The sequence below is a fragment of the Nostoc sp. genome (assembly GCF_036917135.1).
Taxonomy (GTDB): Bacteria; Cyanobacteriota; Cyanobacteriia; order Cyanobacteriales; family Nostocaceae; genus Nostoc.
This window is the reverse complement of record NZ_JBALEA010000031.1, coordinates 13,100-29,396: the sequence shown is the minus strand read 5'-3', so window position 1 is coordinate 29,396 and position 16,297 is coordinate 13,100. Positions and strand designations below refer to the sequence as shown.

The following is a 16,297-nucleotide window of genomic DNA, read 5'->3' as shown; positions in this document are numbered from 1 at the left end:
TACGTTTTGATTTGTGAAAGTTATCTGTTCAGATTATCTAGGGGAGCAGGAAAGCAGGGGAGAGAAGAATAACTTGCTATGAGTCTTTCCCCAGAACTCTGCCCCTTCCTTCTCTAACCTCAAGAGCTTATCATAACCCCTTGGGGGCTAAGTGGGGTACATTTGGTTGGATGACACTTTATACCCCATATAGAACCCATATAGCACCTATATAGGTGTCAAATTTTCATAGAAGTTCTAATCTATCTTTGGGGTATATATAGCCCCCATATAGCCCCCACCAGCAATTTGTAAAATCTTTTCTATCAACGCAGTAGAAATTAACTTACAAAAAAATAGAGAAGAAGGAATAAAAAACTTTAGTTGTGGATCTAAGCCCACTTAAAAAAATATTTATTTCGAGACGCATAACGCGAAATACAAAGCGTCCTTGCTTCAATCCCGCGTTTCAAAACGTTGGTTCCCTACACCCTCTAAAATGGTTGACTGTTTGATTTATACTCTACTGTCAATGTCTTTGTTATTAAATTAGCTTCCCGCAAGATGTCTAGCCCTAGCTCTGATACAGATGGAATTTATCTACGAGAAATTGGTCGCTTTCCGAGGCTATTGCCGAGTAAGAGATTGTCTACACAAGACTTGTAAGGTCAATGCAAAACTTGATAAGCAAAACAATTCTCAAGTGCAACGACTAGAGCGTTCCCCAACTAGGGCTGAACTAGCTGCCGAGGTAAATAAAACAGAAGCACAGTTAACCCAAATTCAAAAGCTTGGTCAACTGGCTAAACATTTAATGATTACCACTAACCGGAGGTTGGCGGTTGCGGTAGCTAAAAAATGTCGCTGGAGTAACCTGGAATTTCTGGATCTGATTGAAGAGGGAGCAATAGGTTCGCTTTCATGCTGTGGAGAAGTTTGATCCCAATCGGGGATATAACTTCTCTACCTGTGCATCTGGTGGATTCCGCAACCAGTTACAAGAGCAGTTGCAGGACAATCGCGCACAATTCGCTTACCTCATGATCTGACCAAAAGATTGATACCAATCAAAAAATCACACATAAAACTTTTTCAAAGCTTGGGGTGAAAGCCCACAATTACAGAAATTGCTGAGGCTGTTAACGCATTCCCTAAGCAAATTTACGAATGCCTAAGCGCATTTCGTCCTCTAGCTTTTTTAGAGCTAGGAATCTCAGAGGAGCGATAAACTCAACTGCAAAAGATATTATCTCGGCACAAGAGTACGTTGCCTTAGAATGTCTACGGTCAGATTTGGAGAATTCGTTAGCTCCCTTGAGTCTAGAAATCTCACATGCTGAAACCGTTCGGCTGATAATTCTGGTTTGACTCTGCGGGATTTAGGCGAAAGCCATTTGAGTAGTTATAGATAGGCACTCATAGATTACATGGACATCTCCGGTTCAGTAAACTAAGTCGGACGAAATAGTATTAGTCCAACTTTTTCCGAATCTCTTTTGCCTTAGCTTCTAATACAGCCAATAAATCTCTCAGTTGCTCTTGCTGGATATCTTCGACCTTAGTTGCTGAGACATCTCGAATTAGAGAACTGATTTGGTGACTTGGTTTAGGTTTTGTTTCAGGAGCATGTTCACCAATAGTTTGGGCAACTAGAAAACGAGTTTGAGCGACTGTTAACCTTTCTTGCAAAACTTGTGATGTAGCATCTTGTCGGATTTTAAGAGCTTTAGTTTCTTCAACTTTTAAATTTTTAGAATTTAGTTTTTGGAGTGACCGGGCATGGTTTGCACCAAGTCCTGATTGTCTAATCGCAATTTTTAAGTCTTCTGAAAGCCGTAAGCAAGGAAAGATATTTGCATCTACTGATGCTGGATTTTGTTGAAAACGTAGTAATAACAGAAGAATACTTTGTTCTATTTCGTCTAAATTAAATGCTTTAATGCCTTCTGACTGCTCTTTTCTAGTTAAAATAACCAATTCAGTTAATTGGGGCAAAAGTTTTTTTGCGTTTAATCTAGCTATTGCTCTCCTAAGTGCTCTAACTACTTCTTCCTGTTCAAATTCCAAAGCTAACTTAGCCTGTTGAATCAAACCTTCGGCTAAATCTAGCTCATTCAAGCCTTCTCGGTGAAGACTAGTTAATAAAGTGCGTGCATGTAATTCCTCTTCAGAAAGTTCTTTTAGAAGCATCACTGCATCAAGTGTTTCAATTTCTGGCTGTAACTCTTCTGCAACGGATCTCCATCTCCGTTCTCCATCAAAAATGAGATTTCCCGGTAGTAAAATAATCGGCTGTTGTTGCCCTGACTCTCTAATGGAAACAGCCATACTCCGAATACTATCCGAAGTAAATGTTTGCCTTGCTTGTTTTGGATTGGGTCTTACTTCACTATAGTGAATTTTAAAAATTCCAGATGCTTTCAAATGTTCTCGTAGGTCTTCAATAGTTTGATTGAGGAGTGTACGTTCTTCTTCAGCAAGCTTTCCCTGTGCTTCTTCATCTTTTAATCTTGTAATCTCTGCCTGTAAATCTTCTACTCGTTCTTCAAGCTCAAATATCTGTTGTGAATCAGCAGCAGAAGCAAACATTCCAAGTACACTCGGTTTGTTTAATTTTGTCATCGATTAACCTCTTATTAGCTTAAGTTCTTGAACTAGTGCATCAACAATTGGCATAAAATCTCCTCTTGCCTCTTTGCCTGGTCTATAAATTCCCAGAGGTAGCCCTCTACCAGAAGCATTAAGAATATCCGCTGATTCTCGAATTGGGCTAAAATACTGAATTCCCAAATTTTTACAGACTAGGGGAAGTTCCTCAACAATACTTCTATGCGCTCCCCAATCACTTTTCCAACGAGTAGGAACTATACCTAATATTTTCGGAGTCGGTTTCAATCTCAGCCGCTTGCAGTTGAAATAGTACCACTCAATCATCGCCGCAGCACTTTGAGAAGCCTTGTATTCAGGTTGAATGGGAATTAATACGTGGCTAGAAGCTGCAAGAGCAGTCAGTGGTAAAGGCTCCAATGTTGCAGGACAATCGATAATTATAAAATCATGAGATAAGGGGTAATCACTCAACCGATCTGCAAGAGTATAAGCTCCACGCAGATCCTTTGAAACTTCCCGAATTGTTTCGTGTAATTCTTTTCCGCCTTTACAAACTTGAATTTTGTCAATCTTACCTTGCCAAGCTGTAACTAAAGGCCAGTTCCCATTGAAGTCTGGATGGTAAACATTAGCCATTGTTCCCTGTGTTTTAAATTCTCCTAATCCGCAAAATAATGTCAATGATTCGTTAGGATCGATGTCTAATAGTGCCACTGAATAGCCACGAACACCCAACTCATACGCAAGATTGTATGAAATAGTACTTTTTGCCACTCCTCCAGCGTTTGTCTCAATCGAAAGGGTCAAATTGGCAGGCATAATTTTTTCTCTTTCTTGATTACTATATTTCCGACTCCCAGTCATGAGATAACGTTATATCAGTTTTGGCGAATAATTTTGAGATAATGTTATATCATTTTTCTAATTTCTCTAACAAGGATTGCTATCAAAACAGACTGGACTTTGGACTAAAAGGCTAGAGAAAAGCAGTCAGCAGTAACACTGACTGCCGTAAAGTCAATGAAAGTAATCGATAAATCATTGACGCGATGATCCTGACACAACTAGAAAAATTCCGCCAAGCTGTCTATGATTGTTTAGGGAAGGCCAAAGATCCAGTATTTGAATTGATGAATGCAGTATTGACAAGTCCTTCTATTCCATCATTTGTAAGCTTGTCACAAAGCCCAGTATTTCGACGGCAATGGTCAAGCATTTATGCAGCACTGCATGATAGTCGTCCACCGATAATGTTGCTGATGAAGCTGCTGGTACAGGAGGTAGGGACGGATGAACAGCCATTTCTGGCAGGAGATCATAGCTTTTGGGCACGGACAGAAGCAAAGACACTAAAAGAAAGAACTTTTCATGGGGATAGAGGGGGGAGCATAGGCATCGGACTTTCGTTACAGTACATTAGCGAATGGGAGTTGGGCATTGCCGTTAAAACATGAACGGATAACCAGCTTTGAAACGCCCACTAATTTTAGCCGCATTCCAACTAAAACTTGTAACCCGTGAGTTAGGAAAAAGACCACTTGCCGCTTATGACCGAGGCTACGGCAATGCCAAATTTGTCCAAGCCACGGAGGAGATTAACGCAGACCTGTTAGTCTACGTCCTAATCTTCATGGCTATAGCTATATTGCCAAGCGATCGCCTACGGTGAAAAAATATCCCACTACCCTCAGAAGCTGCATCATAACGAAGCATTTTTACCCGCATCTTACCTGCTGGTGTATCAAATCCTCGAAACGCATCCTTCAACCGCACTTGTAACTGTTCTTTGTCTTGCATTTCACCGGGCGGCAGCAGGATGCTCCGCTGGTAACTGAGCGCGGCCGTTGTGCAGGCTGTTCGGTATCACATTTTCCCTTTAAGAGTATCTCATCGCTACCATGCCAAAAAACGAACTAAAGGCATAAGCTTGTTAGCCCCACTCCTCCTCTAAAAATTAACCCGCTCCCTCTGTCTTATCTTCTGAGGAATTCTGGGAAGAAATTTTTTTGGCGATCGCATCCAATATCGTTGATATCTGATCGGGACTATTTAAATTAACTTGGTATACATTCGTAGCATGAACTTGATTACTCCCTATTACCACTTGTAACCCAGGTTCACCCAGCAGATGCTTAATTAACTTAGCTTTTCCCTCGGCATCCAAGTGATCGCAGTTTTCCATTAATTTTTCTAAAAAATCATCCTCACCCTTATTTACCACAATAAGCGCCTAAGTGTATATCAAAAATTTCTCAGGCTATCATACTGCTACTTGCAGGTCTATAGTATCCGTATTTTTTCCAGATATGGCCCCTGGTTGTAATACCCAAGCGGCAATCGCTTGTAGTATTTCAGCCTTTTCTTTCGGTGTGGCAGATTCAATTAGTTGAATAGGCGTTAACTCAACTACTCCTATTCTCGCTAGTGCTGGAATTCTACAATTTTCTGGCAGGGCATGAAGGATTTTGAAGTAATTACCAGCTTTTAGGTCGTTTTTGCCATCAAGAAACTTACTAATAGTACTCTCGTGGACACCAGCCCTAACAGAAATCTCTCTTGCTGTTAAGCAACTTTCCCTAATTGCTGTAATTAATATTTCTTGATGTTTATCCATATTGCCACTACTTGCTTTTTTTCAAGTTATTGAATACTATCAAATCTGTCTAGAAAATACAATTTAGCAAAAATCACACTGGCTTAATGGTGCTAGGGTGACAGTTTTGTGAAATTTTAGCGACTTTTACAACAAACTAGCTCTACTTGCATATGCGGGTAAGGGCAAAACTCGTTTTATCCATATTATGACAGACACAAAGATTCAGGGGAAGTTCTACCCGCTTAAACATGAAGAATGGCTAAGAGCCTGCCGGGAATTAACCCCAGCACAGAGGGATGTACTCTACTACCTTCGCACTCTCGACCCATACAGCACCGGAATGGAAGTATCACCCTCAAGGATTGCCAAGGATTTATCTACCGCAGAAAAGCCAGTTCACCGCAGCACTGTAGGGCGTGCCCTCAAAGCGTTGGATGAAAAGGGATTTGTCGATATGGAGCTTCTTAAGGTTAAGGTTCACGTTCTCACCAAAGGCTTGCACTGTTGCGATGAGGCAACAAGTTGCGATGAGACAACAAGTTGCGATGAGACAACAGGTTGCGATGAGGCAACAAGTTGCGATGAGACAACTTTGTTGCCTGACCGCAACTTAGGTGATCATGACGCAACTTGCGCGATCGCTACGCAACTTGCGCGATCGCCACGCAACAAGCACGAGCCAGAAGTATTACCAGATAAAGATTCCAGCACACCTAAGATTAATAAGACTTATTTAGAATTTATAGACTCTCTCTCAGAAACCGAGCGAGCGAATTTTTTAAATTTTTGTGAGGAAAAGACAAAGAATCTTAGCCAGCCAGTGAATGACATTGAGGCTTGGTTAGCTCACACTACTAAAGCTGGACAGAACCGTTGGGAAGTTTATTACAAAAAATTTGTGACGTACCAACAAGCCGAGTCCAAAAAATCTCAAAGTAGCCGTAGCAGTCAAATGAAAAAGTTTCAAGAGGAACTTGAGCAACAACGACAACAAGCTATGTCCATGTACGGCAACACAAATGAATCAATGGAAGCTTTGCCCAATTCAATCTAAAGTTTCAAGTTGCTTATGACTGAACAACTAAGTTTCCAAGGTGATGGTAGCGATCGCCTGCCACCCCAAAATATTGAGGCGGAAGAGGCGATTTTAGGCGGTATCATGCTTGACCCAGAAGCAATAAGTAGAGTGAGCGATTCTTTGATTCCAGAAGCTTTTTACATCAGCGCTCACAAAGATATCTATCAAGCAGCTCTTAGGCTCTACAGTCAAAGTAAACCCACGGACTTGCTTACAGTCACCAGTTGGCTGACTGACCATGATTTACTTACCCGCATTGGTGGGAGAAATAAATTAGCAACTCTGGTAGACCGCACGGTATCAGCTGTGAACATCGACGCTTTGGCAGGGTTAGTAATAGAAAAATACCTGCGGCGGCAGTTAATCAAGGCTGGCAATGAAATTGTGCATCTGGGTTACGAAACTGAAACTGAGTTACCCAAAATCCTTGATCAATCGCAACAGAAAGTATTCCAGCTTTCTAACCAAAGCTTTGGTTCAAACACCGAACACAACAGCACAATTAGTATTGCTGCTTACAAGGAATTAGATTCAGGAAGCCCTATCTACTCTACAGGACTTGATGAACTCGATAATTTAATGGTCGGATTTGAAGGCGGTACGCTCACCATAGTTGCGGGTAGACCGTCAATGGGAAAGTCCCAGATTTCGTTGCAACTAGCTCTCAAGATGATATTGCTCCACGATTTACCTGTGGCTATCTTCTCGCTGGAGATGACAAAGAAACAATTAGAGTACAGGCTGTGGAGTTTAATTAGCGTCACCAATGCCTACAAACATTTAGGATTAACGCCACTGAAGAGCGATCGCATCCGCAGACATCGAGCCAAATTTCAACCTTTAGCAGATTGGGAATTCACGCTTATTGCAAAAATCGTTGATATTGCCTCAGAACTGCCGCTTTATATGAATGATTCAAGGGGCATCACCGTTTCACAAATTGCATCAGAATGCCGCCAAATTAAGGCTAAAGAGGGAAAACTTGGGTTAGTTGTCGTTGATTACCTGCAAATGATGGCAGAGGATTCAGGGGGCAACCGCAGCTATGAACTGGGAGATGTAGCCAGGGGACTTTACAAAATGGCAGGGGAACTAGATGTACCTGTGCTAGCACTGTCGCAAATCTCTAGGGGAGTTGAGGGCAGACAGAATAAGCGCCCAATGATGAGCGACCTCAGCCAATCGGGAATTTTAGAAATGGTGGCAGACAATATTATTCTTGCTTACCGAGATGAGTACTACAACCCAGACACTACAGAGCAAGGAATATTAGAGCTAATCATGGCTAAAGCACGGCACGGTGAAACAGGCACAGCAACGGTATTTTTTGACAAGTCCTATGGAATTATCCAGAATTTGCGGTGATGGAATATCGGAGTCCTCAAACTCCTGTCAAAATCATCCGCCTCCTGTATCGGAACTTTTACTGGGGGGTATTGATAATAGCCCTAGTAAAAACTCTGAACAAATAGAGATATCCCTAAGTATTGACAACCCTAGTAAAAAGCCTGAACAAATAGAGATATCCCCCAGTAAAGATAGCCCTAGTAAAAAGCGCAGAAATTGGGGCGAGGGTAACGGCACTATTCATTGGCGCACCATTACTAGGGGTGGAAAGGACTATCCCCAGGCTTATTATCATTGGCAGGAACAAGGGAGAAAGAAGACCAAGTACATTCCCAAGCATTTACTTGGGGATATTCAAGAAGCAGAGTTCAAGAAGCGCCCAATTAGAGAAATTTTGACATTACTGGGTGTTGTGCCTAGCCCTAGTAAAAACACATTACTGGGGGATATGGAAAACAGCCCTAGTAACGATGTCGAACAGTCAAATATATCCCCCAGTAAAAACAGCCCTAGTAATGATATCGAACAGTCAAATATATCCCCCAGTAAAGATAGCCCTAGTAAAACTAGACGACACAAAGGATTAGGTAGTGGCTCCATTCAGTGGAAAACCATTACCCTTCACGGCAAAGATTATCCCCAAGCTTGGTATCACTACGAGTTTTGGAAAGATGGCGATCGCCTGGTTAAAAAGTGCAAGTATATTCCAAAACGACTATTAGAGAGAATAGAGAAGCTAGAAGCAGATAAAGCCCCAGTTAGAGAGATTTTGTCAATATTGCGAGTAAAATTGTAGAAAAGGCTGTTGGTTAAAATACTTGCCATCCTATTCACCTGACCAAAACACAAAATTGAGTGATACTGGTCATGGTTGAAAAGTCAAATTTGTAAACAACTAATTCAATTTGACTGTCTTTGTGATGGTATAGAAGATGTGCTTCGCACAGTGTCCTAACCACCTTGATGATTGCAAGTAACATTCCTAGTTGTAGCGATCGCATCGCCCACGAAGTTTAAAGTCTGGCATCCGCTATGATCAACCCAAGACGATGTGCAATAAGTTGTAATTGCTGTACATCGCGCTCAGTAAAATTGGACTCACGACCTCTACTGCTGACACATTATTAACCATCATCGGCTCCACACTGGCGGCAATATGACCAGCAATGCCCTGCCCGATAGGGATACGGATTTGTTATGTAATTTCTTCCTCTAGTCCAATGGTTGTTTGTACAGCTAAACTCTGTAGGTCTGCAACTGGAAGTACGAGTGTAACAGTATCTACGGATATATAATCTCGCAACCACTCAAGCAGCCTATTAAATGTTGCATTCATATAGATTTGAGTAGTGCGACAGCAAAAATAAAATCAGAAGAGCCGCTAACAAATACCCACCTTCAAGCAGTACAAGATGTCACAAGTTTTGTACAGCTACTGCACATATCTATCTTTAGATATAGAAAAATTTCATTCTGATTTCATTTTTTTACGAAAAGCTATGAATAGGGTGAACGGTAAAACATTTCAGACATTTATATACCTTCATTGGTGACAAGTGATTGCTAAAAATATGTTAGCCAGGGGTAAAATTCTCTGGTTGAGGCTTTCCCGTCAACTGCTTCAACCGAGGCGCTTGGCTTTCGTGGAAGCTTGCCTGATTGGTCTAGTTTCTGGGTTAGCGGCAGTTCTGTTAGGACAGGCAGTGGATTGGGCAGGCGCATTGCGAGTGCGTATTTCTTACCATTGGCCTGCCTATTTGGTGCTACCAAGTATTGGACTAGTAGGGGGACTTTTAGCTGGTTGGCTAGTAGAGCGTTTTGCACCGGAAGCATCAGGTAGTGGGATGTCGGAAGTGAAAGCGGTATTGGCTCGCGTACCGATGCCGTTAAATCTGCGGATTGCTTTGGTGAAGTTGATCAGCGCTACGTTAGTGTTGGGTTCGGGAATGCCTTTGGGACGGGAAGGGCCAACTGTCCAAATTGGGGCAGCCTTGGCAAATCAACTTAGTAACTGGGTACCGACTTCACCAGAGCATCGTCGCCAACTCATCGCCGCCGGAGCCGGGGCTGGGTTAGCTGCGGCTTTTAATGCACCGATCGCAGGTGTGCTTTTTGTAGTGGAAGAATTACTCCAAGATGTGTCAGGTATCACTCTTGGTACTGCGATTTTGGCTTCTTTCATCGCTTCAGTCATCTCCCGGCTTTATGGTAGCCACAACCTGGATCTAAATCATCTAAATTTAGGTCTTCCCGATACAACTTTCTTCGCTCAGGAAATCCCTTTCTACTTGATTTTGGGTGTGCTGGCGGGACTTCTAGGCATTCTATTTAATAAAGGTATCCTTGGGAGTCTAGCAATTAACCGCCGCCTGCTACATGTGAGTTTACCTTGGCGAATTGGAATTGCTGGGTTAGTCAGTGGTTTGGCGATCGCCTTTTTACCTGCTGCCTTTCGCGATCATGCTGGGCTGAGAGAAATTTTGCTTGCGGGTAGTGCTAACTGGTCATTTGCCGCGATCGCTCTTTTAGTTCAGTTTACCCTAATTATTTTTACCTACGGCTCTGGAGCGCCAGGGGGTTTACTAGTTCCCACCTTAGTCTTGGGAGCTGCCCTTGGTTACTTAGTGGGTGCTGTCGAATACAGTTTACTGGGAATGAGTGCTGCGACAGTCTATGCTCATGTCGGCATGGCTGCCTTTTTTAGCGCCGTCTCCAAGGTACCAATTACAGCAGTCGTCATTGTATTTGAGATGACAACAGATTTCAATCTGGTGCTACCGCTAATGATTGCGTCTGTGGTTGCCTATTTAGTAGCAGAAAAAATTGACCATCGATCGCTCTACGACCTTCTACTAGAGTGGAAAGGGATTCACATCACCAAGGAGCCTAGCACAGAGGGACTTCTGGCGCAACTGAGTGCCGTAGATGTGATGCAACGGCGTGTGGAAACCCTCTCTAGCCAAATGAGTACTGATGAAGCAGTACAGGCATTTTCTCACTCTCACCATCGCAACTTCCCAGTTTTAGAGAATGGTAAAGTTGTTGGGATTGTCACTCAGAAAGATTTAGTTAATATTGCTTCCCAACAGTTAAGTGGAGATACAACTATTAGCGAGATTATGACACCAGAGCCAGTGACAGTAAATCCCACAGCTACACTAGCTCATGTACTGCATATACTCAATCGTTATCACCTCAGCTGCTTGCCTGTTACAGAAGGTCGGAAGTTAATAGGAATTATTACTCGTAGTGATATTATCCGTGTAGAAGCAGAGCAACTCAGTGGTAATAGCGAACAAATAGAACGTAAATCAGCACCTTCTTATGTGGTTTACCAAACTCGCGCTCCGGCTACAGGCAAAGGAAGATTGTTAGTACCACTTTCACATCCTCAGACAGCCGAGACTTTATTGGAAATGGCAGTTGCGATCGCCAAAGATCGCAATTACGAAATAGAATGTCTACAAGTGATTATCGTTCCATCTGGCCGTATCCCATCGGAAACACCAGTACAAACCGCCAAAAGTCTTCAACTTTTGCAACGGGCAATATTATTAGGAGAGAAATGGCGGATTCCCATTCACACCCAAATCCGAGTTACACATAATGTTGCTGGAGCAATTTTAGAGACTGTCAAAGATAGACATATAGACTTGGTGCTGATGGGATGGAAAGGCAGTACATCAACTCCTGGTAGAGTTTTTAGCCGAGTGGTGGATACCATAATTCGACAGGCAGGTTGTGATGTTATCTTGGCTAAATTAGATGATAAAAGATCCTTTGACCGTTGGTTGTTGCCAATGGCAGGTGGCCCTAATTCCAGCCAAGCAATTAAGTTATTACCTGCTCTGGCTTCTTTAAGTAAATCACCCCAAATCAAGCTATGTCAGGTTTTCCAGGCGACTAACTCCATTCCTGACACAACATTATTAGATAAATCTGTTCACTTTCTGCAACGCCGAGTTAGCGGTAAAGTGACAGCTACTCCAGTTAGTGCCAATTCTGTTTCTGAGGCTGTCCTGAAGTGTGCAGAACTTGACAACAGTGATGTGATTGTTCTGGGAGCTAGCCGTGAAAGTCTACTGCAACAAGCGATTCAAGGAAACATTGCCGAGAATATTTCTCGCAAAAGCAATTGCACAGTTATCATGGTAAAAACTTAATTGCGTAGGCGCAACCCTACCCGTAGAGTATTACGAATGACGAATGACAAATTACGAATTACGAATAGACCTAACCCCCTAACCCCCTTCCCGAATCGGGAAGGGGGAACAATTCAAAGCCTCTCTCCTAAAAGGCTACGGTGTACACACAAGTACTATCTAAGAGGGTTTCAGGCATTATAGACCCCTTAAATTGTCATTACGAGCGCAGTGATAACGGAGCGTTCGCGAAGCGTCTCGTAGAGAAGTAATCACATAATCCCATAGTTAAAGCGATTGCTTGTCTACGACACGCTGCGCGAACGTCGTTCCTCCTTGCAATGACAAGCTTCCAGAGCGATCGCACAATCCTATTGCTAGAGGACGAAACCAAGTGTCAGGTGGAATTTCACGACTTGTGTGTACACCGTAGCCTAAAAGGAGAGAGGTCAAAATTGTACCTCACTGTGTCGAGAACCGCTATACGAATTACGAATTATCGGCAAGTATATAGTAAAAGTTGCCCCTTGATTTGCTGTGCTACTGGCGATGATACTGCCTTGATGGGCTTCAATAATCCGCTTGGAAATTGCTAACCCCAGACCATTGCCACTACCTTTGCGTGCGGGGTCTGTTGTATAAAATTGCTCAAAGATTCGGGGTAAATCACCGTCTTTTATGCCTTTTCCCTGGTCTTGAATTTGAATAATAGCTTGTTTGCCTTGGCTGTATGCAGAAATGAATACTTGAGAATTGGCTGGTGAGTGCTTAATCGCATTATCCAACAAATTAAGGATCGCTTGTAATAGTCGCTCTGGATCGCCCTGAATTATTAGGTTTCCGACGTTAACCTGTGTAGAAATTCCCAAAGATAGCATTCGCGGTTCTAGTGCATTAACAGCACGGTTAATTAATCCATGCAGCGAGATGGGTTGCTTTTCTAATTCAAAAACTCCTGCTTCCAAACGTCCTAAATCTAGCAAGTCATGAATCAATCGTGATAAACGCTTGATTTCGTTTTCGATAGTTTGAAAAAAGCGATCGCGTAATTCTGGTTCTTCAGATGCTCCTGCTTTGAGTGCGTCTACTGTCACCTGAACGTTACTGATAGGGGTACGCAGTTCATGGGAGACATTGGCTAAAAACACGCGTCGTTCTTTGTCTAAGGAAGCTAACCGCTCGCTCATCCGGTTGAGTTCTGCTGCCAATTGATCCAACTCATTGTTCTCATGGATCGTCAGCTTATCGCCAAAATGACCGCCACCCAAGCGAATAGCAAAGTTCCGCATAATCTCAATTGGTTTTGAAAGACTGCGAGCAAACCGACTGCTAATTAACGCACATAGTAGAATCGTTATTGCTAGCGTTCCCAAAATACTCCAAATTACCCTAGCAAACTGTCGCTGAAGCTGCTCCAAAGTCATAGACATTCGGATTACGCCCAACAATTGACCGTTACGCTCAATAGGTCTGGTAATATAGAGGCGATCGTCGTTTGATAAAACGCCTTTGGCAATTCCTTGTTTTACATGATTTTGTAGAGCTTCCCGCATTCCTGGAACTTGATACCAATCTTTAACTTGGCTGTCTAACTTGGGGTCAGAAGTGGCTAATAAACTGCCTTGTTGACTAAAAACACGTAGCGTTACAGTTTGTGGTGCGCCATACCGTTGCACTAGTAAATTTACCTGTTTAATATCTTTTTCTTCTAGTGCATCTGCAACACTTTCGCTTAACGCACTTGTCCAGTTATCCAAATCTACTTGTCGCGATCGCATAAAATAATCATGGAACGACCAAAGGATATAACCTGCCATCAAAGACGTTCCAAAAGCTGTTAGCATCAGGTATGTGCCTAACAGCTTGGCATAAATTGTATTTAATTTAATCCCTGGTATCCAGCCTCTCATGAAGGCTGCTCCCCAGAACGACGACGCAATACTGCTTTGATGCGTGCTAGTAGTTCGCGGGTGTTGAAAGGTTTAGTAATATAATCATCTGCACCTGCTTCTAACCCCCAAATTTTATCAATATCCTCATCTTTAGCTGTGAGCATGACGATAGGTACATTGGAAAATGCCCGAATCCGCCAGCAAACTTCCATACCGTCAACTTCTGGTAACATCAAGTCAAGCAAAATTACATCTGGTACTTGCTTGTGAAATTGTTTGATTGCACTATGTCCATCGGCGGCTGTAGTCACCGTGTAACCTTCTTTTTGTAGTGTATAGGTGAGACTGTCGCAAAGAGCCGCTTCATCATCTACAAGTAATACGTGTGGCATTGTTCATTCTAAATTGACGTTAGTTTTTTCTAATTATATTGTGTATGAATAGATGTATTTTTGACATCTATCTCTTGAAAGTAATTTGTTAAATAGTAAGGATGAAAACCTTATAACCAAAAGGTTTAAGTTTAATCATAACTGCTTAATTTACTCTTGACTATTACTGTTCCTGGTTGGTGAAATTTGATCGTAAAACTTGTTCCACCTCCTACTTCGCTATCTACATAAATTTCTCCATGATGTATTTCTAAACACTTTTTAACCACAGCAAGTCCTAGTCCGCTGCCAACAATCTTGCCTACATTATTAGCACGATGAAAAGGCTCAAATAAATGCTCTTGAAATTCGCCAGGAATCCCTATCCCATTATCTTTAACTTGGAAAAATATTGCTGATGATTCACAACTAAGAATTAAGAAAATACTTCCCTCTGGAGGTGAATATTTAATTGCATTTGAGAGTAAGTTACTCAGAACCGAATAAAGTATATTCTCGTCTAATTTGGCATGAGTACAGTTACCTTGGCTGATAAATTTAATAGTATGCTGTTGTTGATTAGAAAATTGGAGGTCTTCTATCAAATTAATGCAAAAGGCTTCCAAATCTATCAGTTCTGGATGAAATTCTAATTTCCCAGCTTCTGCCCTAGTCAAAGTTAAAATATCGGTTAGTAACTGGTTCATTGACCTAGCTGAAGATTGAATGCGATACAGATTTTTAAGTTTCTTCTCTTCCGTCCACTGCTGATTACTTTGAGCCAATAGTTGAGCCGACCCCAATATAATACTCAATGGTGTACGAAATTCATGGGATACCATTGAAAAAAAGCGTAACTTCAATTCGCTAAGTTCTTTTTCTTGAGCTAAAGTCTGTTGAATAGCTTCTGCTTCTTGGCGCTTAACTAATTGTTGATAAAGCAAGGCATAAACGCCTAATAAAATGGCAAAACTCAAGAAAGTACCGAGGAATTCAATCAACATCCGGTTGCGGATATTCTCTTGGGAATGTCTGACCGAGATTTGTAGTAACTGTTCTTCCCTAGCTTGCATTTGGGTAAGCGTTTCGCGGATTTGATTGCGGTTTTGGTTGCTTTGAGTAACTAGAGGTGCTTGAATAGCAAAGCTTGATTTACCTGCTTCTCTGAGGTTAATCGACTGTTTAGATAATTGAACTCTTTGAGCAATTAGGAATTTCAGCTTCGTTATTTGCTGCTGTTGATAAGAGTCATCAGCAAGTTGTTGCTGCAACTTTTTGACTTTGGCATCCAGGCTTTGCATTGCCTGATAGTAACGTTTGAGTTCTGATTGCTCTCTATAAAGAATATAACCCCTGCGTCCGGCTTCTGCATCGGTTAGTGTAGCGAAGATGTCAATAACATTTTTCATTACCTCATGTGTGTCCTTCACTTGATTGCTACTTTCAATTAACTGAGTAGCATTTTGGTAAGAAATAAGACTAGCTGTACCCATTAATAATAAGCTCAAGCCGAAGCCAGAGGCAATCCATTTCCTTTCCAGTGACCATTTCATAGAAAAAATCAATTAATGGTTCAGAGTCCATATCTTATCCAAGACCTTACATCAAAGTAAAGATTTTTCCAATATTAAGCTTAGTTCAATAATTTTATTACTAACCGATTTCTACCCGATTTTTACCTTAAATCTCCACAAAGAGGTATTAAACTTCTACTTAAATTCAAGCTCCTTTGCACTAAAATATCTCCAAACAAATAAATTTAATTGTTTGTTTGGAGAATTTTAGTTTTATATATCAGGACTCATATTTGATTTTTGAAAAACTCATTGCCATTCAAAAAGCTTTCTTCTCTATTGGCTATGTAAATACCCACTAAATCCAATAAATTCTCTAAATCAAAAGATATTCCTATATTGTCATTAAATAAACTGTGATTGTTCTATTATCTCATCTCTAATTCATGCGAATTATATTGAAAATTTAGAATTAATCAATATTCTTGCTTTTACTACCCGATTTTTACCCGAATTCTACCCAACTTTTAGACTTTTAAGGTGTAGCGTTAGGAAAATACAAAATGAGGTATTGGAATATTATTTCCGGGCTTGGTAAATTATCATGCCTCACTGTTCAGTGAATATTGTCAATAAATATCGTTCATCATAATGAGCAAGTAGAGTGAAATTACAGAGTTCCCAGAATCCCGTAGTTACAAAGCGAGAGAGGGTTTTTAGACAAAATAAAAAGAAAAAAATTACTACCCATACACCAAACACAATACT

Annotated in this window: 15 protein-coding genes and 1 pseudogene; 6 read left to right on the top strand and 10 right to left on the bottom strand. The window is 41.5% G+C overall.

The features are described from left to right. Nucleotides 1–682 precede the first annotated feature (682 nt). Complete coding sequence (locus tag V7K50_RS08760; protein ID WP_334959121.1) at nucleotides 683–919, top strand: hypothetical protein; 237 nt, start codon at nucleotides 683–685, stop codon at nucleotides 917–919. A gap of 530 nt (nucleotides 920–1,449) precedes the next feature. Here the strand turns inward: V7K50_RS08760 and V7K50_RS08755 are convergent. Together V7K50_RS08755 and V7K50_RS08750 are read right to left on the bottom strand one after the other, a co-directional pair. After that, complete coding sequence (locus V7K50_RS08755) at nucleotides 1,450–2,601, bottom strand: ParB/RepB/Spo0J family partition protein (protein WP_334959119.1); 1,152 nt, start codon at nucleotides 2,599–2,601, stop codon at nucleotides 1,450–1,452. Between the two features lie 3 nt (nucleotides 2,602–2,604). Beyond that, nucleotides 2,605–3,408 carry a ParA family protein gene (locus V7K50_RS08750; RefSeq protein WP_334959117.1) on the bottom strand — a complete coding sequence of 268 codons (804 nt, stop codon included), beginning with the start codon at nucleotides 3,406–3,408 and terminating at the stop codon, nucleotides 2,605–2,607. A 230-nt stretch (nucleotides 3,409–3,638) separates the two neighbouring features. On the opposite strand from V7K50_RS08750, the pseudogene V7K50_RS08745 reads away from it, so the two are divergent. Then, a pseudogene (locus V7K50_RS08745) lies at nucleotides 3,639–4,204 on the top strand (NF041680 family putative transposase); the annotation flags it as partial. Here the strand turns inward: V7K50_RS08745 and V7K50_RS08740 are convergent. The 3 genes from V7K50_RS08740 to V7K50_RS08730 all read right to left on the bottom strand — a co-directional run bounded on the left by V7K50_RS08740 (nucleotide 4,204) and on the right by V7K50_RS08730 (nucleotide 5,203). Next, the gene (locus tag V7K50_RS08740) at nucleotides 4,204–4,386 is read right to left on the bottom strand and encodes a hypothetical protein (RefSeq protein ID WP_334959115.1); all 183 of its coding nucleotides are present in this window, start codon (nucleotides 4,384–4,386) and stop codon (nucleotides 4,204–4,206) included. The pseudogene V7K50_RS08745 and the gene V7K50_RS08740 overlap by 1 nt on opposite strands. Before the next feature lie 157 nt (nucleotides 4,387–4,543). Then, nucleotides 4,544–4,810: a hypothetical protein gene (locus V7K50_RS08735; RefSeq protein ID WP_104900786.1), complete on the bottom strand. Its 267-nt coding sequence runs from the start codon at nucleotides 4,808–4,810 to the stop codon at nucleotides 4,544–4,546. A gap of 39 nt (nucleotides 4,811–4,849) precedes the next feature. Then, complete coding sequence (locus V7K50_RS08730) at nucleotides 4,850–5,203, bottom strand: hypothetical protein (protein ID WP_334959113.1); 354 nt, start codon at nucleotides 5,201–5,203, stop codon at nucleotides 4,850–4,852. A 187-nt stretch (nucleotides 5,204–5,390) separates the two neighbouring features. Between V7K50_RS08730 and V7K50_RS08725 the strand changes: the two genes are divergently transcribed. The 3 genes from V7K50_RS08725 to V7K50_RS08715 are packed head-to-tail and all read left to right on the top strand — an operon-like array spanning nucleotide 5,391 to nucleotide 8,406. Beyond that, nucleotides 5,391–6,239: a MarR family transcriptional regulator gene (locus tag V7K50_RS08725; protein ID WP_334959111.1), complete on the top strand. Its 849-nt coding sequence runs from the start codon at nucleotides 5,391–5,393 to the stop codon at nucleotides 6,237–6,239. A gap of 15 nt (nucleotides 6,240–6,254) precedes the next feature. Then, a complete protein-coding gene (gene dnaB, locus V7K50_RS08720; protein WP_334959109.1) occupies nucleotides 6,255–7,628 on the top strand; it encodes a replicative DNA helicase in 1,374 nt (457 codons plus the stop codon). Continuing rightward, nucleotides 7,603–8,406 (top strand): hypothetical protein, encoded by an 804-nt coding sequence (locus tag V7K50_RS08715; protein WP_334959107.1) that lies wholly within the window; start codon nucleotides 7,603–7,605, stop codon nucleotides 8,404–8,406. Before dnaB ends, V7K50_RS08715 begins: the two co-directional genes overlap by 26 nt. 399 nt (nucleotides 8,407–8,805) lie before the next feature. Here V7K50_RS08715 and V7K50_RS08710 read toward each other — a convergent pair whose 3' ends face one another. Further along, nucleotides 8,806–8,946 (bottom strand): hypothetical protein, encoded by a 141-nt coding sequence (locus V7K50_RS08710; protein ID WP_334959105.1) that lies wholly within the window; start codon nucleotides 8,944–8,946, stop codon nucleotides 8,806–8,808. Nucleotides 8,947–9,181: 235 nt separating this feature from the next. Between V7K50_RS08710 and V7K50_RS08705 the strand changes: the two genes are divergently transcribed. Then, on the top strand, nucleotides 9,182–11,773 hold the full coding sequence (locus tag V7K50_RS08705; protein ID WP_334959406.1) for a chloride channel protein: 2,592 nt from the start codon (nucleotides 9,182–9,184) through the stop codon (nucleotides 11,771–11,773). Between the two features lie 267 nt (nucleotides 11,774–12,040). Here V7K50_RS08705 and V7K50_RS08700 read toward each other — a convergent pair whose 3' ends face one another. The 4 genes from V7K50_RS08700 to V7K50_RS08685 form a co-directional block, all read right to left on the bottom strand. After that, nucleotides 12,041–12,205, bottom strand: a complete 165-nt coding sequence (locus V7K50_RS08700; protein WP_334959103.1) for a hypothetical protein — start codon at nucleotides 12,203–12,205, stop codon at nucleotides 12,041–12,043. Beyond that, a complete protein-coding gene (locus V7K50_RS08695; protein ID WP_334959101.1) occupies nucleotides 12,202–13,662 on the bottom strand; it encodes a sensor histidine kinase in 1,461 nt (486 codons plus the stop codon). The genes V7K50_RS08700 and V7K50_RS08695 overlap by 4 nt, the downstream gene beginning before the upstream one ends. Beyond that, on the bottom strand, nucleotides 13,659–14,036 hold the full coding sequence (locus V7K50_RS08690; RefSeq protein WP_152591568.1) for a response regulator transcription factor: 378 nt from the start codon (nucleotides 14,034–14,036) through the stop codon (nucleotides 13,659–13,661). Before V7K50_RS08690 ends, V7K50_RS08695 begins: the two co-directional genes overlap by 4 nt. Before the next feature lie 131 nt (nucleotides 14,037–14,167). Beyond that, nucleotides 14,168–15,568 (bottom strand): sensor histidine kinase, encoded by a 1,401-nt coding sequence (locus V7K50_RS08685; RefSeq protein WP_334959099.1) that lies wholly within the window; start codon nucleotides 15,566–15,568, stop codon nucleotides 14,168–14,170. Between the last annotated feature and the right edge of the window lie 729 nt (nucleotides 15,569–16,297).

What these genes read in the sequence shown, in the direction of transcription:
- V7K50_RS08695 (WP_334959101.1), bottom strand. Translation starts at nt 13,662, where the DNA reads ATGAGAGGCTGGATACCAGGGATTAAATTAAATACAATTTATGCCAAG.
- dnaB (WP_334959109.1), top strand. Translation starts at nt 6,255, where the DNA reads ATGACTGAACAACTAAGTTTCCAAGGTGATGGTAGCGATCGCCTGCCA.
- V7K50_RS08705 (WP_334959406.1), top strand. Translation starts at nt 9,182, where the DNA reads ATGTTAGCCAGGGGTAAAATTCTCTGGTTGAGGCTTTCCCGTCAACTG.
- V7K50_RS08715 (WP_334959107.1), top strand. Translation starts at nt 7,603, where the DNA reads ATGGAATTATCCAGAATTTGCGGTGATGGAATATCGGAGTCCTCAAAC.
- V7K50_RS08725 (WP_334959111.1), top strand. Translation starts at nt 5,391, where the DNA reads ATGACAGACACAAAGATTCAGGGGAAGTTCTACCCGCTTAAACATGAA.
- V7K50_RS08685 (WP_334959099.1), bottom strand. Translation starts at nt 15,568, where the DNA reads ATGAAATGGTCACTGGAAAGGAAATGGATTGCCTCTGGCTTCGGCTTG.
- V7K50_RS08730 (WP_334959113.1), bottom strand. Translation starts at nt 5,203, where the DNA reads ATGGATAAACATCAAGAAATATTAATTACAGCAATTAGGGAAAGTTGC.
- V7K50_RS08710 (WP_334959105.1), bottom strand. Translation starts at nt 8,946, where the DNA reads ATGAATGCAACATTTAATAGGCTGCTTGAGTGGTTGCGAGATTATATA.
- V7K50_RS08740 (WP_334959115.1), bottom strand. Translation starts at nt 4,386, where the DNA reads ATGCAAGACAAAGAACAGTTACAAGTGCGGTTGAAGGATGCGTTTCGA.
- V7K50_RS08755 (WP_334959119.1), bottom strand. Translation starts at nt 2,601, where the DNA reads ATGACAAAATTAAACAAACCGAGTGTACTTGGAATGTTTGCTTCTGCT.
- V7K50_RS08690 (WP_152591568.1), bottom strand. Translation starts at nt 14,036, where the DNA reads ATGCCACACGTATTACTTGTAGATGATGAAGCGGCTCTTTGCGACAGT.
- V7K50_RS08750 (WP_334959117.1), bottom strand. Translation starts at nt 3,408, where the DNA reads ATGCCTGCCAATTTGACCCTTTCGATTGAGACAAACGCTGGAGGAGTG.